This window comes from Gemmobacter aquarius (assembly GCF_003060865.1).
GTDB classification, from domain to species: Bacteria; Pseudomonadota; Alphaproteobacteria; order Rhodobacterales; family Rhodobacteraceae; genus Paragemmobacter; species Paragemmobacter aquarius.
This window is the reverse complement of sequence record NZ_CP028918.1, coordinates 1,771,751-1,791,955: the sequence shown is the minus strand read 5'-3', so window position 1 is coordinate 1,791,955 and position 20,205 is coordinate 1,771,751. Positions and strand designations below refer to the sequence as shown.

Sequence of the window (20,205 nt, the reverse complement as noted above, 5' to 3'; positions counted from 1 at the left end):
TGATCCTAAGGCTTGGCCAGCGCGGCGCGGACGGCTGCGCGCAATTCGGGAAGCAGGTCCGTGGCGAACCACGGGTTGCGTTTGAGCCATCCGGTATTGCGCCATGACGGGTGGGGCAAGGGCCAGATGCCATTGCTTGCATGGACGCGCCAGTTTGCCACGGTACCCGAGACGTTGGCGGCGGCGGGGCCGAGGTGCCAGCGCATGGCGGCACCGCCCACGGCGAGGGTCAGGCGCAGGTCGGGCAGGCTGGCCATGACGCGGGCGCGCCAGAGCGTGGCGCAAAGGGGGGGCGGGGGCAGGTCGGAGCCTTTGGCATCGTATCCGGGAAAGCAAAAGGCCATGGGGACGATTGCGATGCGGGTAAGGTCATAGAATTCGGCGGGCGAAAGGCCGGTCCAGTCGCGCAGGCGGTCGCCGCTGGGGTCGGTGAAGGGGCGGCCCGAGGCGTGGACCCGCGCGCCAGGGGCCTGACCTGCGATCAGCAGACGGGCCGAGGGCTGGAACCATGCCACGGGGCGCGGGGAATGGGCGGTGCGGGTCGCGGCAAAGCGGCCCGCGCAGGCCGTGCAGGCGCGGATTTCATCGGCGAGGGTGACGGGCAGGGACATGGCGCTGCTTTCGGGGCGAGGGCTGAAGATGGGGCGCGCATGGCGGCACGGCAACACCCGCGTCGCAATCTAAGGGAGTGCCTTGCCCATGCGCGGCGGGAGGGTTAGGCGACAGGACTAATCCGCCACATTTCACCCGAGAACCCGCATGTACCGCGTCTCGCCCTTTGTTCGCCGCTTTGCCTGGGCGCTTCTGGGCGGCATCGCGCTGGCGACGGTCTGGGTGAACCTGTCGCCGGAGAGCTATTACGACGTGATCGAGTGGCGGCTGATCGACCGGCCCTTGCCGTTGTGGATTTCAGGCGATGCGGTGATCGTGACGCCTATGACGTTGGTGTCGGATGTGCTGATGTCGCTGTTCCTGTTCTTTGTGGGTAAGGAATTGTGGGAGGCTCTGGTCTTGGCACGGGGCGCTCTGGCCGGTCGGCGCGCCTTGTTGCCCGCGGGTGCGGTGGCGGGGGCGATCGCGGGGTCGGTGTCGGTGTGGCTGCTTTACGCCGCGCTGTTCGAGCGGGCCGTCGAGGCGGTTCCGGGGGCGGGCTGGCCGGTGCCGATAGGGTCGGAGATCGTGGTGGGCTATGTCGTGGGGCGGCGCGTCTTTGGCGCGGGGCATCCGGCGCTGCATCTGCTTTTGCTGATATCCATCGCGTCGAATATCCTTGGCACGCTGATGCTCGGGGTGGCTTATCCGGCGGCGGGGTTGAAGCTGTTGTGGCTGCTGGCTCCGCTTGCGGCCTCATTCCTCGTCTGGCGGCTTTACGGTCGGCCCGACGCACGCGGCGCGACCGAGCGGGACAGACGTCGCGCGCAGGCACTTTGGCCCTATGTGCTGGCAGGTGTGGCAAGCTGGATCGGCGTTGCTGCGGCTGGCTTGCCGCCGGAACTGGGGCTGTTGCCGGTGCTGCCGGCCATTCCGCATGCCGACCGGTCGTTCGGCCTGTTTGCCGAAGCCGAAGAGTTGCTGCATGACCCGCTGAACCGGCTGGCGCATCTGCTGGCCGCACCTTTGGCGGTGGTTTTGTTCCTGTTCGGGCTGACGCGGGGCGGGATCGACCTTCAGGCCTGGGCCCCGACGACCGCGACGGTTCTGGCTGCGATGTGGATCGGCAAGCCCCTCGGGCTGGTTGCGGGGGCGTTGCTGGCGGCGCGGATCTTTCGATTGCCGATGCCCGCGGGGGTGCGGATCCGCGATCTGGTGCTGATCGCCGTGATCAGCGGGATCGGATTTACCGCGCCGGTTCTAGCGGTCGATACGGCGCTTCCGGGTGGCGCTATGGCCGAGGCGGCGCGGCTGGGGCTGGCGCTTTCGATGCTGGCCGCTTTTGTGGCACTGGCGCTGTCGCGTGTGATGCGGCGCTGAAACAATGGCGCAGCGATACGGACCATTGTAAACGGCACGGCATTTGCATCATAATGATGCCTTAAAGGATGGCTAGTATCATCCCAAAGGCGACACAAACGCCATCGGGGCAGTCGGCCTGCGTGACGGGCCGAAAGGGTGCTGTATGATCGAATTCGACAATGTGTCGAAGTCCTTTTGGACCGGGAAAACGCGCAAGGTCATTCTGGACCGTGCGTCCTTCCGTGTGGATATGGGCCAATCGCTCGGCATTCTTGCGCCCAACGGGACGGGCAAGACCACCTTGATCAACATGATCGCAGGGCTGGAACAACCTGACGAGGGGCGGATCACGCGCAAGGCGCGCATATCCTTTCCGCTCGGGTTCATGGGTGGCGTGGTAACGCGCCATTCGGCAACCGAGAACGCGCGTTACATCGCGCGGCTTTATTCGCTGGACCCCGATTACGTCGAAAGTTTCTGTCGCTGGGTCTGCGGGATCGGCGAATACTTCGACATGCCGGTCGGCACCTATTCGTCAGGGATGCGCGCGCGGTTTTCCTTTGCGCTGCTTCTGGCGCTGGATTTCGACTATTACCTGATCGACGAGGGAATGCCCGCGTCGACCGACCCCGAATTCAACCGCAAGGCGGGCACCATCCTGCGCGAGAAGTTGCTGAACGCCACGGTCATCGTGGTGTCGCATCAGGCCTCGACCATCGAAAAATTCTGCAAGTCGGCGGCGGTGCTGCGGCACGGGCAGCTTTACATGTTTGACACCCTCGAAGAAGCGAAACGGCTCTACGATTATGAAACTCAAGGTTAAGCGGTTCAACACGCGGCGTCCCGATCCGGTCGCCGAGCCTGTCGTCACGGCCGCGCCGCGGGTTGCCCCGCAAATTGCAGCGCGCCCGACACCGGCAGCAATAGCCCAGACATCGGCGACACCGCAGATGCGGTTGGCGGCCGGGGGTGGGCTGGCGGGGGGCGGGCAGGCGGGGGGCGGGCAGGCGGGGAACGGGCAGGCGGGGAACGGGCAGATCGCACCGCCGAGGGCTGCACTGGCCACGGCGGGTGCTCCGGTCACGGAAAGGCTTTTTGATACGCATGAAGACGGGTTCGGCTCAGAGGCCTTTCCGACGGCGCGGGGCGCGGCCCCTGCCACGCCCGAGGACGTAGCCGCCAATGCGGACATCGACGCCATCAAGCGCGAGGGGTTGACGGGGCGGCAGTTGCGGATGGCGCGGCGGATGGCCCAGAAATACGGGCTTCCGGCCACGTCGGATTTCGACGCTGTTCGCCTGCTGCGGGCTTCGGGGATCGATCCGTTCCAGCGCAACGCTATGATCGAGGTGCTGGCCGAGGACGAAGAGGAAGAACCGGCGCGCAACACCGCACTGGTGCCCGCGCAGCAGCGGCTGCCCGAAACGATCAAGCCGATGAAGGTGCCCGCGCCCGACCAGCGGGCCGAGGTGAACCACGCCGCCGAAATCCGCAAGATGCAAGAGGAGTTGCTGCGTCGCAGGAAGCGGCGGTCGCTTCTGTTGACGCTGCGCCTGCTGTTCTTTGTGGCGTTGCCCGGTCTGCTTGCGGGGATCTATTACTATACGATCGCCACACCGCTTTATGCATCGAACACCGAATTCATCATCCAGACCGCGATGCCGCCTTCGGCGACGGGCACGTCGATGGGCGGGTTGCAGTCGAACCCGATGATGAACATGCAGGATTCGATCGCGATACAGGGCTATCTGCAGTCGCGCGATGCGATGCTGCGGCTGGACCGCGACATCGGGTTCCGCGCGATCTATTCGAAACCTGACATCGACCCGATCCAGCGCCTTGCACCGGATGCGACGGATGAGGCCACCTACAAGCTTTACAAGCAGATGGTGCGGATTTCCTATGATCCGACCGAAGGGATCGTCCGGCTGGAAGTGATCGCGCCGGACCCGCAGATGTCGGTCGACATCTCGAAGGCGCTGATCAGCTACGCCGAGGAGCAGGTCGACAAGCTGACGCAGCGCCTGCGCGAAGACACGATGAAGGGCGCGCGCGAAAATTACGACGATGCCGAGACGGCCTTGCTCGATGCCCGCACGCGGGCGGTCGACCTGCAAGAGCGCTTCAAGGTTCTGTCATCGGATGTCGAGGTGTCGCTGATCACCAGCCAGATCGGTTCCTTGGAAGGGCAGATGACGCAGGACCGTCTGTCGCTGGCGCAGATCGAATCGAACAAGACGCCGAACCCGGCGCGGCTCGAACCTCTCAAGCGGAGGATTGCCACGCTGGAGAGCGAGATCGCTTTGCTGCGGGCCAAGCTGGTCGAGAACGATGCGGGCGGCCAGTCGCTTGCCCGGATGAAGAGCGAGATGACGACCGCAGAAGCCGACGCGCAGACGCGGCAGGTGATGCTGGCAAAGGCGCTCGAGACGATGGAGCTTGCGCGGATCGAGGCCAACCGGCAGGCGCGGTATATCTCGCTTTCGGTGGCACCCGTGGCACCCGACGAGGCCGCCTATCCGAGGGCCTTCGAGAACACGCTGGTGGCGCTGCTGATTTTTGCCGGTATATACCTGATGATCTCGATGACCGCCGCAATCCTGCGGGAGCAGGTCTCGGCCTGAGGAAGACGTGATGAAGACGGTTAAGATCGGTGGGCTGTCGGTCAGCAATGACAGCCCGCTTCTGGTGATTGCGGGGCCTTGCCAGCTGGAAAGTCTGGACCATGCCCAGATGATCGCAGGCACAATGGCCGAGGCCTGTGCCAAGGCGGGCGCGCAATATGTGTTCAAGGCCAGCTACGACAAGGCGAACCGCACCAGCCTGAAGGGGCGGCGCGGGCTGGGGATGGAGGCCGGGCTTCGGGTTCTGGAAGCCATCAAGGCGATGGGGATGCCGGTCTTGACCGACATTCACGACGCCGAGCAGGCGCGGGCTGCGGCGGGGGTGGTGGATATCATCCAGATCCCGGCGTTCCTGTGCCGCCAGACCGACCTTTTGATCGCGGCTGGCGAGACGGGAGCGGTGGTCAATATCAAGAAGGGGCAGTTTCTGGCGCCCTGGGATATGGCGAATGTGGCTGAAAAGGTCGCTTCGACCGGCAACGAACGGATCTTGCTGACCGAGCGGGGCGCGAGTTTCGGGTATAACACGCTGGTCGCCGACATGCGGTCTTTGCCGACCATGGCGAAAACCGGCTACCCGGTCATCATGGATGCGACCCATTCGGTGCAGCAACCGGGAGGTCAGGGCAATTCATCGGGCGGGCAGCGCGAATTCGCGCCGGTCATGGCACGCTGTGCGGTGGCGATCGGCATTGCGGGCGTGTTCATCGAAACGCATGAAGCGCCCGATACCGCGCCAAGCGACGGGCCGAACATGATACCGCTGGCCGAAATGGCGGGCTTGGTCGCCAGCCTGATGGATTTTGACCGTCTGGCCAAGGCAAACCCGCTGCGGGTGTGAAAAAAAGGGGCCGGGGAAACCCCGGCCCGTCCAGTCAGGGGTCCGTTGCCGGATCAGTCGCGCCAAAAGGGTTTGGCGAATTCGCTGGCCGCGCTGTCTGCGCCAAGGCCGATATCCTGAAGCAGGTGATCATCGAGCCGCGCCAGTGATGTACGAGTGCGGCGGCGGTCCTCCCAGTTTGCAAGAACCAGAGCCACGGACACCAGCATCCGCGAAAGCGGCGGCAGGCTGGCGGGCAGGTGCAAGGCGTGGAGCCGCGGAGACATGATCTTTCCTTTTGTGTTGATACAATGCTTGTGTTTACGCAGTTTATAGATACAATAAATTTTGTATCAGCGCCATGGGAACATTGTGACAGAGACAATTTGGAAGCCGGATCTGGCACAATATCCCGGCCCGAAATACCTCGCCCTTAGCAGGGCGCTGCGCGAGGCGATCCGGTCAGGCGCGATGGCCGAGGGGGTGCAGCTTCCGACGGTGCGCGATCTGGCATGGTCGCTCGGGGTGACGCCGGGCACGGTGAGCCGGGCCTATGCGCTGGCAACGCAAGAGGGGCTTTTGGCGGCGACAGTGGGGCGGGGCACCTTTGTGGCCGCCCGCGAACCACGGCTCGGTCCGACGCAGCCTTTGGTCATCGAGCGCGAGAATGGCGGGCGGATCGACCTGCGCGCCCCGCGCCTGCCCGAGGTGGGGCAAGAGGCGGCGATTGCGGCGGTGCTGCGCGATCTGGCGGGCAAGGTGGGGCCGGATTGGGTGGATTACACCACGCAGCGGGCCGAGCAGCCGTTACGCACGGCGGTTTGCGACTGGCTGTCGGACCGGATGCTCGGCGCGTTCGGGCCGGATGACATTGCGCTGACGGCGGGCGGGCAGAATGCGATCAGCCTGATCTTGCTGTGCTGTCTGCGCGGGGACCGCCCGGTCGTGCTGACCGAGGAGTTGGCCTATCCCGGTTTTCGCCATGCCGCACGGCTGGCGCGGGCCGATGTGGTGGGGGTGGAAACCGATGCCGAGGGCATGATCCCCGAGGCGCTCGAGGCTGCCTGTCGTCGCCACGGGGCGCAGGTGCTGTGCGTGACTCCCGAAGCACAGAACCCGACGGGGGTGCGGATGTCGGTCGAGCGGCGCGAGAAGATCGTGGCGCTGGCGCGGCATTTCAATTTGCAGGTGATCGAGGACGATTGCTACAGCCTGTCGGAATCGGATTGGCCGACGCTGCGCGCGCTGGCGCCGGAACGGGTGTGGCACGTAGGCAGCCTTTCAAAGACGGTGAGTGCGGCCTTGCGTTTCGGCTATGTGGTCTGCCCTGCGGGCATGGGCGAGACGGGGCGGATCACGGTGCAACATGCCTATTTCGCGCTGGCAAAGCCGGTGTCGGACATCTGCCTTGCGCTGTTCGAAAGCGGGGCTGCGGCGCAGATCCGCGCGCGGGTGGCAGAAGAATTGGCGGTGAAGGTCGAAACGGTGGTAGCAGCTCTCGGGCGCTATGATCTGACATGGCAACCGGGTCTGCGCTTTGCCTTTCTGCGCCTGCCGCAGGGGTGGCGAGGGTCGACATTTGTGCGCGAGGCGGAAGCGGCCGGGGTGCTCGTGCGGTCGGCCGATGAATACGCGCTGAGCCACGGGCGTGCGCCCCATGCGGTGCGGATCGCCTTTGCCGGCAATATCAGCCCCGACGAATTTGGCCGCGCCATGGCGACGCTGGCGGGCCTTTTGGCGCGGCCGCCCTATGATCCGGCGGTTTGATCGGATTTTATGTGGCGCATTGGTCGCTTGTTCATCTTTATCCCGTAGCTGTGACTTGACCGAAAGGCGGGTTTGGCAGAGTCTTTTGCATATAATAACGAGCAGAAAGACCCTAACATGGGACAACAGGCGTTTTTTCACGCCCCGCATGGCGGGGCGGATTTTCTTGGCATCCGGACCAATCGCAGCGGGGCAACCGAAATCATCTATGATGACGGCGTTGCGCGGCGCATGGTCTGGCGGGTATCCGGCCCGGCAAGCGAGGCGCGTCTGAACGAGGCGTTGCGGGCCGCCGTGGGAGCGGTGCGCGTCGTGCCCACGCTTTATGACGAGCTTAAGAAGCGGTCTATTGCTGTCGAACGCATCGCTGGCTGAGCCAGAACTGCTTGAATTTGTGGCGGTTGCAGGGTTATTGACCGCAGGGTCGTGACGCGGCTTGCGCTTTGCGTTCTGATGCGTCTAATTTGATCAAACGCGGCGCAAAGCCGGGCAGGCTGTCGACAGGGGTAGAGATGGCGCAAAACAATGGGGCCGCCGAACGCCGATCCGAGGCCGCAAGCGGCTGGATGCTGATCAGCCCGACCTTTATCTATGCCGTGCTGCTGCTTGCCGCACCTTTGCTTGCAGTGCTGTTCTATGCGCTGACGTTGAAAGAGACGGGCGGGTTCAGCTTTGGTAATTTCTGGGAAGTCTGGACCAAGCCGATTTACCAAAAGCTGATGGGCCGGTCGCTGACGGTTTCGCTTTCGGTGACGGTGGTGACGGTGCTGCTGGCCTATCCGGTGGCCTATTTCGTCAGCTTCCACGTGCATCCGAGCAAAAAGTCGCTCTGGCTGTTCTTGATCACGATTCCATTCTGGACCAGCTATCTGATCCGCGTGTTTCTGTGGAAAGTCATCCTTGGCTATAACGGCGTGATCAATTCGGGCCTGATGAGCATCGGGATCATCGACGAGCCGTTGCAGGCGATCAATTACAACGTTCAGGCGATGATCCTGACCCTGGCCCATGCCTATGCGCCCTTTGCCATTCTGCCGATCTTCGTCAGTCTGGAAAAGATCGACCGCTCGCTGCTGGAAGCGGGGCAGGATCTGGGCGAAAGCCGCTGGCTGACGTTCCTGCGGGTGACCTTGCCGCTGTCGATGGCAGGTGTGATCGCGGCGGTGCTGATCGTGTTCATTCCGACGGTTGGCGATTATGTGACGCCTGACCTGATCGGGGGCGGCAAGCTGCCGATGATCGCCAATATGATCGAGGTGACGATGCTGAAACAGAACGACCGGCATATGGGATCGGCGATTGCCATGACGGCGATGTTGATCGTGGCAGTGGTCAGTCTGGTCTTTTTGTTCCTGAACAAGCGGTTCCTGCGGGGGGCGAAATGAAGGCTCCGGCGCTACGCAGCTATACAATTGCCTATCTGGTGTTCCTTTACGCCCCGATCATCCTGCTGCCGCTGTTCGCCTTCAACGACAGCAAGGTCATCGCCTTTCCCTTGTCGGGCTTTACCACGAACTGGTTTTCGGTGATGTGGGCCGACCAGAACCTGTGGAACGCGGCGAAGAATTCATTGGTGATATCGACATCCGTTGCTGTGTTTTCCACGGTGCTTGGCCTGTTTGCCGCGCGGGCGACGACGCGGTTCAAGTTTCCGGCCAAAGGTGCGGCGATCGGGTTGATCATGCTGCCCTTGGTGTTGCCCGAGATGATCGTGGCCATGTCGATGCTGGTGGTTCTGCTGGCTGTCGGCGTGCCTTTGTCGATCTTTACCATCATTCTGGGGCATGTCCTGCTCTGCACGCCCTTTGCCGTGGCGATCCTGACATCGGCATTCCAGTCGCTTGACCAGTCGCTTGAAGAAGCTGCGCTGGATCAGGGCGAGACGCCGCTTTCGACGTTCTGGCTGATCATCCTGCCCTTGGTCATGCCGGGGATCATCTCGTCGGCGCTGATCTGTTTCACCATCAGCCTTGACGAGTTCATCATGGCCTATTTCCTTGGCGGGAACGAGCCGGTGCTGTCGACCTATATCTTTGGCCAGTTCCGGTTTCCGGCGCGGGTGCCGGCGATCATGGCGCTTGGCACCATCCTTGTCTGCCTGTCGATCACCCTGCTTGCGATTGCAGAATATTTCCGCCGCCGTGGCATCGCGAAAGCCGGCGGTAAAGATACCGGAGGCTTCCTGTGAGCACGAAAGACGCCATGATCGAGTTCAGGGATGTGCATAAGTATTACGGCGATTACCACGCCTTGCGCGGGATCACCGGCACGATCCGGCCGGGCGAGTTCTTTTCGCTGCTGGGGCCATCGGGCTGTGGAAAGACAACGCTGCTGCGGACGATTGCGGGGTTCGAGGGGATTTCGTCGGGCGCTGTGCTGGTGGACGGGCGCGACATGGCGGGGGTGCCTGCCAACAAGCGGCCGACCAATATGGTGTTCCAGTCCTACGCTATCTTCCCGCATCTGAGCGTGGAAGAAAACGTGGGCTTCGGTCTTCGCAAAGACCCGCGTTCCGCCGCCGACAAGGCGCGGGCAGTGGGCGAGGCTTTGGAGATGGTCGGCCTGAAGGGCTATGGCAAGCGGGCGGCGCATGCGCTTTCGGGCGGGCAGCGGCAGCGGGTTGCGCTGGCGCGGGCGCTGATCCTGAAGCCGAAGGTGCTGCTGCTGGACGAGCCGCTGAGCGCGCTTGACAAGAAGATGCGCGAACAGATGCAGATGGAGCTGATCAAGCTGCAACGGCAGGTGGGGATCACCTTTATCCTCGTGACGCATGACCAGGAAGAAGCCTTGGTCATGTCGGACCGGATCGCTGTGATGTTCGAGGGCGAGATCGCACAGCTTGCCGATCCGGAAACGCTGTATCGGCGGCCAAACAGCCGCAAGGTGGCAGATTTCATCGGGACGATGAATTTCCTGCCAGCCAAGGTGGTGGGCGAGACGGGCGAGAGTGTCGAGATCGACGCGGCGGGATTTGGCCGGTTTGCGATTGCCCCGTCGCAGGTTATGGGTGGCAAGACGAACGAGGGGGCCACGGTCGGCTTCCGCCCCGAGACGCTGACGATCCTGTTCGACGGATCGGCGCCAAGCGACCGCGAGACTGCCGGCACAATCGAAGAGGTCGTCTATTTCGGCGACATGACCTATTACGATGTGCGGATCGACGGGACGGAAACTGCGGTGCGTATTTCGATGCGTAACGTCTTTGGGCGGCCTGTGCTGGACATCGGGGCGCGGGCGCGGGTGGGGTGGTCTGCGGGGGCGCTGGTGCTGTTCCGCTAGGGCCGGATTTTTCTGCGAAAAATCCGGCGGCGATCCTCCTGCGAAGGATCGGAAGTTTCGCAGAAACTTCCTATGCGCGGTTTTCGCAGAAAACCGCGCCGGCTCAACGATCGGGCGGTAATAGTCCAAGACCGCGCAGGTAGATGCCGACACCGCTTTCGAGCAGGTCTTCGGGCGGGAATGGCGATTTGGCCCCGTTTCCGCGCATGTAGAGTTCCACCACGCCATGCGACAGCGCGAGGATATGGGCCGAGAACATGGTGGCAGGGGGGCGGCGGTCGGGGGCATCTGTTCGGACAGGGCGGTTGCCGCCTGTTCAAAGACGGCGCGGGCCTTGTGGGCGGCAAGCGCAAGGTCGGGGTGGGCGTTGAGCGAAAGCCCGCTTTCGAACATCGCCATGTAATGGCCCGGATATTTGCGGGCAAAGGCGAGATAGGCGCGGCCTGTCGCTTCGAACGCCGCGAGCGCAGAGGGCTGCCCGCCCGCATAGGCGAAATCCATCAGGGCGGCGAAGACTTCGTAGCCTTGGCGGGCGACTTCGGCGATCAGGTCGTCGCGGCCTGCGAAGTGGCGGTAGACGGCGGCGGGGGTCACCTCGGCCTGTTTGGCGGCTTCTGACAGGGTGAATCCGGTCGGGCCTTTTTCGGCAATGAGGATGAGGGCGGCATCGACGAGGGCCTGACGCAGGTTGCCGTGGTGATAGCCGCGTTTCATCTCAGTCCTTGGGGCGCAGGTCGGGCGTGCCGCAGATCGCGGGATCGGGCGTGCCTATCAGCGCCTTGTCGCGGCCCTTGTAATCGACCGCAAGCAGAACCGTCTGGATCGCGGCGATGCGGGCGCGTTTCTTGTCATCCGACAGGATGACGGTCCAAGGCGCATGGTCGAAATGTGATTTCTGCATCGTTTCGTCGATGGCCTGACTGTATGCGTCCCATTTGCCCAGACCGTCGATGTCGATGGACGACAGCTTCCATTGCTTGAGCGGGTCGCCCTCGCGGGCGAGGAAGCGGCGCAGTTGCTCGGCGCGGCCGACTTCGAGCCAAAGCTTGACGAGGGTGATGCCTTCGTCGACCAACATCCTTTCGAAATCAGGGAGTTGGCGGAAGAACTTGGCGCGTTGGTCGGCGGTGCAGAAGCCGAAGACATGTTCGACGATGCCGCGGTTGTACCACGAGCGGTCGAACATCACCATTTCGCCCGCAGCGGGCAGCCAGTCGATGTAGCGTTGGAAATACCAGCTTGCGGCTTCGCGGTCCGAGGGTTTGGAGAGCGCCACGACATTGGCAACGCGGGGGTTGAGGTTTTCGCGCATGGTGTCGATGGTGCCGCCCTTGCCAGCTGCATCGCGGCCTTCGAAGATGACGATGACGCGCTTGCCAGTGGCCTTTATGTCGGCCTGCATGCGGACGAGCTGGCGTTGCAGCCCCTCGATCGTCGCGTCGTAGTCCTTGCGCTTCATCTCCTCGCGGTAGGGATAGCTTGGGGTAATGATGTCGTCCTTGCCCGCTTTCTCGATGGCTTTGCGGACCGCTTTTGGCGCGTCTTTGGTGAAGTAGCGGGTGATTGCGCCGTCGAAGGGAAGATCGGACATCATGGGCCTCCGGGTTACTCGTTCCGGCGGAGCCTAGGACAGGTGGCAGGCCTAGCGCAATCCGGCACGGGCGGCGGCGCGGTCAATGGCTGCGACGACGGCTTCGGGGTTGGTGTGGTGCGGCATGTGGCCGACACCGGGCAGCACGGTCAGACGGGCGTTGGGCAGGCGTTGCGACAGCGGGCCGGAGTGGATCGAGAGCGGCACGATTGTGTCAGCGTCGCCATGCACCATTTCGAAGGGCAGGGTAAGCGTGGACAGACGGTGTTCAAAGGCCACGACCTGCGGGCGCAGGGTATTGATCTGCTGGACGTTTGCCGAAAGCGCGGTCTGGCGCAGAGTCAGGTCGTTGCCGAGATGGGCGAGGTAGCCTTCGGGCACGGGCTGGGGCGCGAAGACGGCGGTGACGGCGGCGTTCACGTAAGCCTCGGGCACCCAGGCGGCGGCGAGTTCGGTCAGGATGGCCCGTGCGTAGGGACGTTCGTTCAGCCGATACCACGGATCGAGCGTGCCGGGCCACGGCAGCGAGGGCGACGAGATGGTGACGAGGGCGGCTGCGGGGTGGTCGAGCGCCCATGACAGCGCAACCGTGCCGCCGTAGCTTTGACCGACGAGGATGGGCTTGGTCGCGCCAAGCTGGTCGGCGGCGGCCTTGAGCACGGTGACCTGGGCGGCGAGCGAGGCTTCGCCATCGGGCAGCGGGTCGGAATGGCCAAGGCCGGGGCGGTCGAAGGCGATGACGCGGTAGCGGGGGGAAAGGCGGTCGATCAGGTCGAAACTGAAATCGCGCGATGAACCCGAAGCGCCGTGGATCAGGATCAGGTCGGGGCCATCGCCCTTGACGAGCACATGCACGCGGGCATCGCCCACCTGGACGAATTGCCCTTCGGGCGGGTGGTCGCGCAAGGAGCGCGCTTCGCGGGCCTTGGCGCGGTAGACGGTCGCCGCCGAGGCGGTGGCGATCAGGGCTGCGGCGAAGGCGAGGCTACGTGCCAATCTTTTCAATCTCATAGGGCGTGGACTGGTAAATCTCGTTTATCCAGTTACCATATAGAAGGTGGGCGTGGCTTCTCCAGCGATTGAGCGGCGGCATCGCGGGATTGTCATCGGGATAGTAATTGGCAGGCACGTTGATCGGCGTGCCATTGGCAATGTCGCGGTCGTATTCCTGTTTCAGCGTGTCGCTGTCATATTCGAAATGGTTGAAGATATAGAGCGCGCGGTGGGCGGGGTCTTCGACGAGGCAGGGCCCGACCTCGTCGGACCCGAGCAGCGTGGTCAGGGCGGGGCGGGCGTCGATTTCCGCTTGCCGCATCTCGGTCCAGCGCGACACGGGGATGACGAAATCATCGGAAAAGCCGCGCAGGAAGGGCGAGGTGGGGCAAAGGTTGCGGTGGCGGAAGCAGCCGAAGGCTTTCGCGGGCAGCATGTGCTTTTCGACGCCGTGGAAGTGGTTGATCATCGCCATTCCGCCCCAGCAGACGCCGAAGGTGGATTGGACGTTGGTCTGGGTCCAGTCCATCACCTGCTCAAGTTCGGACCAATAGGTGACTTCGTGGAAGGGCAGGTGTTCGATGGGCGCGCCGGTGATGATGAGGCCGTCGAACTTTTCCCCCTTCACGTCCTGAAACGGGCGGTAGAAGGTTTCCATGTGTTCGGCGGCGGTGTTGCGCGTCTGGTGTTCGGTCATGCGGATCAGGTGCAGGTCGATCTGCAAGGGCGTGGCCCCGATCAGTCGGGCGAATTGGTTCTCGGTCTGGATCTTCTTGGGCATCAGGTTCAACAGGCCGATCCGCAAGGGGCGGATATCCTGACGCGCGGCGCGTTCGGGCGACATGACCGAGACGCCCTCGTTCCGCAGAACGTCATAGGCGGGCAGGCTCTCGGGCAGGGTAATGGGCATGATTGACCTTACGGGTTACGGGGCGGCAGATTTAGGCGGCAGCGGCGTGGCGATCGAGTGCGGTAGCGATCAGCGCGTGGAAGCCCGCCGCATCCTTGACGGTTGCGACCTCTTCGGCGGTGACGGTGAGGCCCCATTTGGCCATGGCGGCATAGCGGGGCTGGCGGTGTTCCAGAAGGCGGGCGTAGCCGAAGCGCAGGAAGGCATCGGGGTCTACGGCTGCGGCGTCCTTGCCATCGGTGTATTCGGCCCAGAGGGCGCGCAGGAAATCGGGCTGGTAATACATCGGCTTGGGCGCGCGGTCGAAGCGGCGCTTCAGTTCTTCGCGGTGGGCTTCGGAGCCTTTGATCCAGACAAGGAGCAGGGTGTCGGACAGCGTCTTCATCACCGGATCGGCGGGGTTCGCGGCATCGACGACTTCGCAGATCGACCCGCCCGAGTCGCAGACGAAATTGGAATAGCCGTAGATGTCATGCGCGCGGTCGATGAAGCGCGGCGTGTCTAGCAGGGCCGAGATTTCGGCATCGCGGTGCTGGGCTTGGCGCTTGGCATATTCGGCGAAGGGAACGCCGCCGCGTGCGGGATCGCCCGGTTTGCCGAGATAGGTGGAAAGCGGCGCGAGATTGTCGAATGTGATGTTGGACGCGATATAGACCGAGTCGGTCATAAGAAGTTCGCGCAGGAGCGGAACCTTCATCGCCTCGCGCTTGAAATTGTCGGCGATGAATTCGCCCATGTAGCGGGTGCCGATGCGGTAATCGATGGAATAGTGGAACCAGCCGCCCGCTTCACGCAACAAGTTCGACAGATGCGTCTTGCCAAGGCCCGACATGCCGAAAAGGAGGACGCGTTTCTGGCCCGCGCCAAGGAAATCTGCTCCGGTTTTGTAGATCATCACGCGCCCCGTTCGCCACACGCTGGGGTGATAGCGCGGGCGGGGCGGGAATTCACGCAGAAAACGAAAGACCCCGCCGGGCGGGGCGGGGTCTTTGCAGGGGGTGCAAGGCCGGTCAGAAGTTCCAGCCGACTTTCACGCCGACGCCGGCGTAGTCGTTGTCGGTAAAGCTGGATTGGGCGGGGCCGATGTTGGTGTAGGCATCGCCGATCTGGCCATAGGTGGCGCCCACGGTGATTTTGGCACCGGCGGGCATGGTGTAGATCGCAGCCAGCGTCACGCTTTTGAAGCCATCGGTCGGGGCGAGGTTACCGGCAGCGCCGCCGACGGGCGGTTCGTAGCCGATCGACACGGCGCCCGACAGGCTGTCGGTGAATTTCCGCCCGACGCCGAGCGTGTAAGTCACCGTGTCGCGGTTGTTGGTCGAGAGCGGCACGAGGCCACGCGGAACGATGTTGAAGCTGGACCAGTCGCGCCAGCGGATCGAGCCGAAGACCAGAGTACCGGCTGCAACACCGGTCTGGAAGTCGAGGTTCCAGGACTGCGGGATCGTGGTGTCGAACCCTGCGCCCGGCCCGAGCGTATCGGTTGCGGTAAAGCCGTGGGTCAGGTCCGAGACATAGGTCAAGGAAACGCGCAGCGCGATGTCGGGGCGTTCGTAGGCGGCCCCGACGAGGTAGCCGTAAGCCACGTTCGATTGCGTCTGCATGTCATAGCTCGACACCGGGAAGGGCGGCGAGGGCAGGGGGATATTGTCGACCGTACCCTTGGCGAGGCTGGCACGCAGACCGGCGTAGGCACTGAAATTGTCGGAAAAACTGTACAGGCCGATGCCGGTCACTTGCGTTGTCGTGATCTCGGCAGTGGCGCCCGCGAAGGGGTAGCCGGTTCCGGACGGATAGGTGACATTCGCGCCTGCGGGCTGGTCGATCATGAGACCGAGCGCGAATTTGTCGCTGACCTGCTGTTTCATCGAGCCAGAGAGGACGGTGAAGCTGTCTGCCATATCGCCGGAGCTGACGAAGAAGGTGCCCGACACGGTCGGTGCGACGCTGCCGAAGCTGAGTTCGACGTAGTTTCCGTCCTCGAACAGGAAGCCGGGGTTGAAGATCGATCTTTCGACGCCACCGGCGTGGCCGAGCGCCGTGCTGCACAGCAAAGATGCGGCTGCGCCCATCAGGATCTTGGACATGTATTTTCCCCTTTGTATCGCCGCTTCCCCTGCGGCGAAGTATCGCGGTTTACGCTAGTGTAGCCCCTTCAATCGGGTCAATCGGTAACGCGGCGTCACGATATCGAGGCCTCTCTCTGTGTCCCTATAGCGTCAATCTCTGGCGCTTGGGCCACTCATAAGGTACAAACGACCTGTCCATTCGGCTGTCGAGATGGCCTGCAGAGGGTTGGGCAAGGGTCAATAGCCGGCGGTGAGGCCGAAATCCATCATCACGGCAGAACCGGTGATGCCTGCGGCTGCGGGCGAGAGCAGGAAGGCGATCTGCGCTGCCACTTCGTCGGGCGACAGGAAGCGGGCGGCGGCACCTTGCGGGTAAAGTGACAAAAGCCGTTCGGTATAGGCCTGCGGGTCGCGTGACGCGCGGGCCTGTGCGGCAAGCATCGGCGTGTTGATGTCGGAAGGGCACAGCGCGTTGACGCGGATGCCAAGCGGCGCGAGTTCGCGGGCAAGGGATTTGGTCAACAGCGTGACGCCACCCTTTGACGCGCAATAGATCGCGGCGCCGGCATTGCCGGTGATGCCCGCATCGGACGACAGGTTGACGATTGCGCCACGCGATTCGGTCAGCGCGGGGATGGCGCGGGCACAGAGAAAGAAGGTGCCCTTGAGGTTGGTATCGATGCAGCGGTTCCAGTCGGCCTCGGTCGCGGTGGCGGATTCGCCTTCGGTCCAGACGCCAGCGGCGTTGACCAAGGCGTCGAGGCGGCCGTGCTTTTGCAGGGTGCGGGCGATGATCTCCTCGCAGGCCATGGGGCTGGAGATATCGGCCAGCATCGAGGTGGCCTTGAGAGGGGTTGCGGTGGTGTAAAGCGATTTGGCGTTGTTGTCGGTCAGCGCGAGCGTCGCGCCGAGCCTGTGCATCAGGCGGGCGGTTGCAGCGCCCACGCCGCCGCCCGCACCGCTGACCAGCACGACCTTGCCGTCGAAAAGGCAGGGGGCGAAGATCATCCGCCTGTGCTCGCCGCTGAGGTGGCGGGGTGGGCGGGAAGGGGGCTGAGATCGTCGTTGCCATCCAGACGGTCGGCCTTGCGAAGGGCGGGGAACATCCATGCCCAAAGTGCCGTGACACCGATGGTGCCGACCCCGCCCACGACCGCCGCCATGACAGGCCCGATGAAGCGCGACACGACACCGGATTCGAATTCACCCAGTTCGTTGGAGCCCGAGATGAACAGGCCAGACACCGACGAGACGCGGCCGCGCATGTGGTCGGGGGTGACGATCTGCACGAGGGTCTGGCGGACATAGACCGAGATCATGTCGGCAGCGCCCAGAACGGCAAGGGCGGCGACCGAAAGCCACATGCTGCGCGAGAGGGCGAAGACGATGGTGGCAAGGCCGAAGGCACCCACGGCAAGGAACATGCGGATGCCCGCCTTGCGTTTCAGCGGCCAGCGCGAGAGGGCGAGCGCCATGACGACCGCGCCCAAGGCGGGGCCAGAGCGCAGGATGCCGAAGCCTTCGGGGCCGACTTGCAGGATGTCAGAGGCGAAGGCTGGCAAAAGGGCGGTCGCCCCGCCAAGCAGGACGGCGAAGAGGTCAAGGCTGATCGCGCCGAAAATGATTTTGTTTTGCCATGTATAGACCAGACCTTCCTTGATCTGCTCGATCTGGCTGCCCGGCTGGCGTTCGGGTGTGGTGTTTGTCCGCATGAAAAGGATGATGAAGAGGCCAGCGAGGTAGAGTGCCGCGGTCACACCGTAAGAGGTGGCGGTGGAAATGGCGCAAAGCAGCCCGCCGATCCACGGGCCGACGATGACGGCGGTTTGCCATGCAAGGGATTTTAGGCTGATCGCCTGCGGCATTTCCGATTTCGGCACCAGCATGGGCACGGTGGCGGACGATGCGGGCGAAAGAAACGCGCGGGCAGCCCCGAAGACGGCGGCGATGGCGAAGATATGGGTGACGTTCGGGGTGGGTTCGAGCGCCACGAAGACGAGGCCGATGACGCAAATCGCCTCGACCAGCAGGGCAAGCATGACGATGCCGCGCCGCGAATGGCGGTCGGCCAGCGATCCGGCCCAGAGGGTGAGCAGGAACAGCGGCACGAATTGCGCCAGCCCCACCATGCCGACGAGAAAGGCGCTTTCGCCGATGCTCATGGTCTGGCGGCCGATGCCGTAGATTTGCCAGCCGATGGTGACGGCCTCGATCTGCACGGCGATGTTCACAAGGAAGATGCCGGCCCAGAACAGGCCAAAGTCGCGGTGGCGGAAGGGAAAGCTGGTGCGGATGTTCATCGCATTGTCCTAACGGCGGCGGGTGCGGATTGCCACGGGCAATCAACCGTTCGGCAGGACGAGGGCCCTGATCTCGCCACGGCGGGGCGGCTTCAGGATGGCGTCAACCGCGTCATCGAAGGACAGGGTGCGCGAAATGAGCGGGGCGATCCGGATCGTGCCTGCGGCGATCATCGCGGCCGCGCGGTCTTGGGTGAAGGGGTTGATGAAGGAAGAAAGGAACTGCACTTCGCGGAACAGAAGGTCGAAGGGTTCGATCTGCACTTTTTGGCCTGCGGCAAGGACGCCGAGGATGACGACGCGCCCGCCCGACCGGGTAAGTCGCGGGGCCATTTCGACGGTTTCGACGACACCGGCACATTCGATGACAAGGTCGGCGCCTTGGGGCCAGAGATCGCGGGCTTCCTGTTCGGTGGCGGCGCTGGCATGGGCGCCGAGCGAATGGCCGAGGGTGCGTTTGTCGGCTTGGCGGGTGACGAGCATCACCTCGACCCCTGCGAGGGCGGCGAGTTGCAGGGCCAGCATGCCGATGACGCCGCCGCCGAGGATGATGACGCGCTCGCCAGCCTTGGGCGCGCCGATGTCGAGCCCGTGGATAGTGCAGGCAAGCGGTTCGGCAAAGGCGCCGTGCAGGTGGTGCAGATCGGCGGGCAGGACGTGCGCCTTGTGCGCGGGAAAGGCGCAGTATTCGGCAAAGCCGCCATCGCGGCCAAGACCGGTTGCGACGTTGTTGGCGCAGAGGTTGACGCGGCCACGGCGGCATTCGGAGCAGTTGCCGCACCATGTGTTCGGGTCGCAGGTGACGCGGGTGCCGAGGGGGATGCTGACGCCTGTGCCGCAGGCCACGACGTGACCGGAAAATTCATGGCCAAGTGTGAGCGGTGGTTTCGAGGGGAACTCGCCTTTCAGCAGATGCCGGTCGGTGCCGCAGATACCGCAAGCCTCGACCTTGACCAGCACCTCGCCGGGGGCGGGGTCGGGAATCGGGACATCGCACAGGTGGAGGTCGTTCAGACCAAGAAGCCGGACAGCACGCATGGGAATTCTCCTGTTGGCGGCAGGATGGGGGATGAGGGGGCTGACGTCAAGACGGATCATGGCGCGGCAGTTCTGTTTATCTTTGCAGAGCCATCTCTGCGTGGCGGCAATCTTGTCCACTGGCTGCGGATGGTTTAGTTTACGGCAATGTTCAGTATCAAAAGGCAGGTGAAGCCGTGAATGCTCCCGTGACGAATATCCGTGTTGCCGACCATCCGGTCGATCCGCAGTTTGTGGGCCGTTGGTCGCCCCGTGCCTTTGCCGACAAGGCAGTGAGCGAGGCACAGGTTCTGGCGCTGCTCGAAGCGGCGCGGTGGGCGCCATCGGCGTCGAACAACCAGCCGTGGCGCTTTGTCTGGGCTTTGCGGGGCGAAGCAGGGTTTGCGGCGATTGCCGATAGCCTCGTGCCATTCAACAAGGCCTGGGCCGAGAAGGCGGGGGCGCTGATCGTCGTTGCTTCGCGCACCGTGGTCGACAAGGACGGCGCGAAGCAGGCAAACGGGTTCCACGCCTTTGACGCCGGAACGGCTTGGGGGCATCTGGCGCTTCAGGCGCATCTTGACGGGCTGTCTGCCCATGCGATGGGCGGGTTCGATCACGCCAAGACCGCTGCTGCCATCCATCTGCCCGAGGATCATGTGCTGCATGCGGTGGTCGCGGTGGGCTATCGCGGCGATGTGGCCAACCTGCCCGAAATGCTGCAATCGCGCGAGGCCCCGAGCCCGCGAGTGCCTTTGGCGGAGATCGCAAAGCGTGGAAGCTTCACCGCGTAAGGGTCTGGATTTTTTCGAAAAAACCAAAAGGGGCGTGCTGCGAAGCACGGTCCTTTTGGATCGGATCCTTCGCAAAAGGATCGTGACA

General features: G+C 63.6%; 20 protein-coding genes and 1 pseudogene. 10 read left to right on the top strand and 11 right to left on the bottom strand.

Annotated features, from left to right (window positions below):
* Positions 1–5 precede the first annotated feature (5 nt).
* The gene (locus HYN69_RS08625; RefSeq protein ID WP_108435384.1) at positions 6–611 is read right to left on the bottom strand and encodes a uracil-DNA glycosylase family protein; all 606 of its coding nucleotides are present in this window, start codon (positions 609–611) and stop codon (positions 6–8) included.
* Between the two features lie 148 nt (positions 612–759).
* Here HYN69_RS08625 and HYN69_RS08620 point away from each other — a divergent pair, with 148 nt between their 5' ends.
* The 4 genes from HYN69_RS08620 (at position 760) to kdsA (ending at position 5,418) form a co-directional block, all read left to right on the top strand.
* A complete protein-coding gene (locus tag HYN69_RS08620; RefSeq protein WP_108435383.1) occupies positions 760–1,971 on the top strand; it encodes a Na+/H+ antiporter NhaA in 1,212 nt (403 codons plus the stop codon).
* A 145-nt stretch (positions 1,972–2,116) separates the two neighbouring features.
* Complete coding sequence (locus HYN69_RS08615) at positions 2,117–2,776, top strand: ABC transporter ATP-binding protein (RefSeq protein WP_108435382.1); 660 nt, start codon at positions 2,117–2,119, stop codon at positions 2,774–2,776.
* A complete protein-coding gene (locus tag HYN69_RS08610) occupies positions 2,760–4,577 on the top strand; it encodes a capsule biosynthesis protein (RefSeq protein ID WP_108435381.1) in 1,818 nt (605 codons plus the stop codon). Before HYN69_RS08615 ends, HYN69_RS08610 begins: the two co-directional genes overlap by 17 nt.
* 10 nt (positions 4,578–4,587) lie before the next feature.
* On the top strand, positions 4,588–5,418 hold the full coding sequence (gene kdsA / locus HYN69_RS08605) for a 3-deoxy-8-phosphooctulonate synthase (protein WP_108435380.1): 831 nt from the start codon (positions 4,588–4,590) through the stop codon (positions 5,416–5,418).
* Positions 5,419–5,471: 53 nt separating this feature from the next.
* On the opposite strand, the gene HYN69_RS08600 is transcribed toward kdsA, so the two are convergent.
* Positions 5,472–5,684, bottom strand: coding sequence for a DUF1127 domain-containing protein (locus HYN69_RS08600; protein WP_108435379.1), 213 nt, complete (start codon positions 5,682–5,684; stop codon positions 5,472–5,474).
* Positions 5,685–5,769: 85 nt separating this feature from the next.
* On the opposite strand from HYN69_RS08600, the gene HYN69_RS08595 reads away from it, so the two are divergent.
* From HYN69_RS08595 to HYN69_RS08575, 5 genes are all read left to right on the top strand, one after another.
* Positions 5,770–7,164 (top strand): aminotransferase-like domain-containing protein, encoded by a 1,395-nt coding sequence (locus HYN69_RS08595; protein WP_108437109.1) that lies wholly within the window; start codon positions 5,770–5,772, stop codon positions 7,162–7,164.
* A gap of 117 nt (positions 7,165–7,281) precedes the next feature.
* Positions 7,282–7,539, top strand: a complete 258-nt coding sequence (locus HYN69_RS08590) for a hypothetical protein (protein ID WP_108435378.1) — start codon at positions 7,282–7,284, stop codon at positions 7,537–7,539.
* 137 nt (positions 7,540–7,676) lie between these two features.
* Positions 7,677–8,549, top strand: a complete 873-nt coding sequence (locus HYN69_RS08585; RefSeq protein ID WP_108435377.1) for an ABC transporter permease — start codon at positions 7,677–7,679, stop codon at positions 8,547–8,549.
* On the top strand, positions 8,546–9,352 hold the full coding sequence (locus HYN69_RS08580; protein ID WP_108435376.1) for an ABC transporter permease: 807 nt from the start codon (positions 8,546–8,548) through the stop codon (positions 9,350–9,352). The genes HYN69_RS08585 and HYN69_RS08580 overlap by 4 nt, the downstream gene beginning before the upstream one ends.
* Before the next feature lie 14 nt (positions 9,353–9,366).
* Positions 9,367–10,443, top strand: coding sequence for an ABC transporter ATP-binding protein (locus tag HYN69_RS08575; RefSeq protein ID WP_108437108.1), 1,077 nt, complete (start codon positions 9,367–9,369; stop codon positions 10,441–10,443).
* A gap of 103 nt (positions 10,444–10,546) precedes the next feature.
* Here the strand turns inward: HYN69_RS08575 and HYN69_RS08570 are convergent.
* The 9 genes and pseudogenes from HYN69_RS08570 to HYN69_RS08530 all read right to left on the bottom strand — a co-directional run bounded on the left by HYN69_RS08570 (position 10,547) and on the right by HYN69_RS08530 (position 19,344).
* A pseudogene (locus HYN69_RS08570) lies at positions 10,547–11,157 on the bottom strand (TetR/AcrR family transcriptional regulator).
* Position 11,158: 1 nt separating this feature from the next.
* Positions 11,159–12,037: a polyphosphate kinase 2 gene (gene ppk2 / locus HYN69_RS08565; RefSeq protein WP_230426532.1), complete on the bottom strand. Its 879-nt coding sequence runs from the start codon at positions 12,035–12,037 to the stop codon at positions 11,159–11,161.
* Between the two features lie 48 nt (positions 12,038–12,085).
* The gene (locus HYN69_RS08560) at positions 12,086–13,045 is read right to left on the bottom strand and encodes an alpha/beta fold hydrolase (RefSeq protein ID WP_108435375.1); all 960 of its coding nucleotides are present in this window, start codon (positions 13,043–13,045) and stop codon (positions 12,086–12,088) included.
* A complete protein-coding gene (gene metA / locus HYN69_RS08555) occupies positions 13,020–13,937 on the bottom strand; it encodes a homoserine O-acetyltransferase MetA (RefSeq protein WP_108435374.1) in 918 nt (305 codons plus the stop codon). Before metA ends, HYN69_RS08560 begins: the two co-directional genes overlap by 26 nt.
* Positions 13,938–13,968: 31 nt before the next feature.
* Positions 13,969–14,832: an ATPase gene (locus tag HYN69_RS08550; RefSeq protein ID WP_108435373.1), complete on the bottom strand. Its 864-nt coding sequence runs from the start codon at positions 14,830–14,832 to the stop codon at positions 13,969–13,971.
* Positions 14,833–14,947: 115 nt separating this feature from the next.
* The gene (locus HYN69_RS08545) at positions 14,948–16,024 is read right to left on the bottom strand and encodes an OmpP1/FadL family transporter (protein WP_108435372.1); all 1,077 of its coding nucleotides are present in this window, start codon (positions 16,022–16,024) and stop codon (positions 14,948–14,950) included.
* 219 nt (positions 16,025–16,243) lie between these two features.
* Positions 16,244–17,014 (bottom strand): SDR family NAD(P)-dependent oxidoreductase, encoded by a 771-nt coding sequence (locus tag HYN69_RS08540; protein ID WP_108435371.1) that lies wholly within the window; start codon positions 17,012–17,014, stop codon positions 16,244–16,246.
* Positions 17,011–18,306 (bottom strand): MFS transporter, encoded by a 1,296-nt coding sequence (locus HYN69_RS08535; protein ID WP_108435370.1) that lies wholly within the window; start codon positions 18,304–18,306, stop codon positions 17,011–17,013. Before HYN69_RS08535 ends, HYN69_RS08540 begins: the two co-directional genes overlap by 4 nt.
* 42 nt (positions 18,307–18,348) lie before the next feature.
* Complete coding sequence (locus tag HYN69_RS08530; protein ID WP_108435369.1) at positions 18,349–19,344, bottom strand: alcohol dehydrogenase catalytic domain-containing protein; 996 nt, start codon at positions 19,342–19,344, stop codon at positions 18,349–18,351.
* Between the two features lie 176 nt (positions 19,345–19,520).
* Between HYN69_RS08530 and HYN69_RS08525 the strand changes: the two genes are divergently transcribed.
* A complete protein-coding gene (locus HYN69_RS08525; protein WP_216824674.1) occupies positions 19,521–20,117 on the top strand; it encodes a nitroreductase family protein in 597 nt (198 codons plus the stop codon).
* Positions 20,118–20,205 lie beyond the last annotated feature (88 nt).

What these genes read in the sequence shown, in the direction of transcription:
- HYN69_RS08600 (WP_108435379.1), bottom strand. Translation starts at nt 5,684, where the DNA reads ATGTCTCCGCGGCTCCACGCCTTGCACCTGCCCGCCAGCCTGCCGCCG.
- HYN69_RS08540 (WP_108435371.1), bottom strand. Translation starts at nt 17,014, where the DNA reads ATGATCTTCGCCCCCTGCCTTTTCGACGGCAAGGTCGTGCTGGTCAGC.
- HYN69_RS08580 (WP_108435376.1), top strand. Translation starts at nt 8,546, where the DNA reads ATGAAGGCTCCGGCGCTACGCAGCTATACAATTGCCTATCTGGTGTTC.
- metA (WP_108435374.1), bottom strand. Translation starts at nt 13,937, where the DNA reads ATGCCCATTACCCTGCCCGAGAGCCTGCCCGCCTATGACGTTCTGCGG.
- HYN69_RS08585 (WP_108435377.1), top strand. Translation starts at nt 7,677, where the DNA reads ATGGCGCAAAACAATGGGGCCGCCGAACGCCGATCCGAGGCCGCAAGC.
- HYN69_RS08550 (WP_108435373.1), bottom strand. Translation starts at nt 14,832, where the DNA reads ATGATCTACAAAACCGGAGCAGATTTCCTTGGCGCGGGCCAGAAACGC.
- HYN69_RS08560 (WP_108435375.1), bottom strand. Translation starts at nt 13,045, where the DNA reads ATGAGATTGAAAAGATTGGCACGTAGCCTCGCCTTCGCCGCAGCCCTG.
- HYN69_RS08590 (WP_108435378.1), top strand. Translation starts at nt 7,282, where the DNA reads ATGGGACAACAGGCGTTTTTTCACGCCCCGCATGGCGGGGCGGATTTT.
- HYN69_RS08610 (WP_108435381.1), top strand. Translation starts at nt 2,760, where the DNA reads ATGAAACTCAAGGTTAAGCGGTTCAACACGCGGCGTCCCGATCCGGTC.
- ppk2 (WP_230426532.1), bottom strand. Translation starts at nt 12,037, where the DNA reads ATGATGTCCGATCTTCCCTTCGACGGCGCAATCACCCGCTACTTCACC.
- HYN69_RS08620 (WP_108435383.1), top strand. Translation starts at nt 760, where the DNA reads ATGTACCGCGTCTCGCCCTTTGTTCGCCGCTTTGCCTGGGCGCTTCTG.
- HYN69_RS08530 (WP_108435369.1), bottom strand. Translation starts at nt 19,344, where the DNA reads ATGCGTGCTGTCCGGCTTCTTGGTCTGAACGACCTCCACCTGTGCGAT.
- HYN69_RS08545 (WP_108435372.1), bottom strand. Translation starts at nt 16,024, where the DNA reads ATGTCCAAGATCCTGATGGGCGCAGCCGCATCTTTGCTGTGCAGCACG.
- HYN69_RS08575 (WP_108437108.1), top strand. Translation starts at nt 9,367, where the DNA reads ATGATCGAGTTCAGGGATGTGCATAAGTATTACGGCGATTACCACGCC.
- kdsA (WP_108435380.1), top strand. Translation starts at nt 4,588, where the DNA reads ATGAAGACGGTTAAGATCGGTGGGCTGTCGGTCAGCAATGACAGCCCG.
- HYN69_RS08535 (WP_108435370.1), bottom strand. Translation starts at nt 18,306, where the DNA reads ATGAACATCCGCACCAGCTTTCCCTTCCGCCACCGCGACTTTGGCCTG.
- HYN69_RS08625 (WP_108435384.1), bottom strand. Translation starts at nt 611, where the DNA reads ATGTCCCTGCCCGTCACCCTCGCCGATGAAATCCGCGCCTGCACGGCC.
- HYN69_RS08615 (WP_108435382.1), top strand. Translation starts at nt 2,117, where the DNA reads ATGATCGAATTCGACAATGTGTCGAAGTCCTTTTGGACCGGGAAAACG.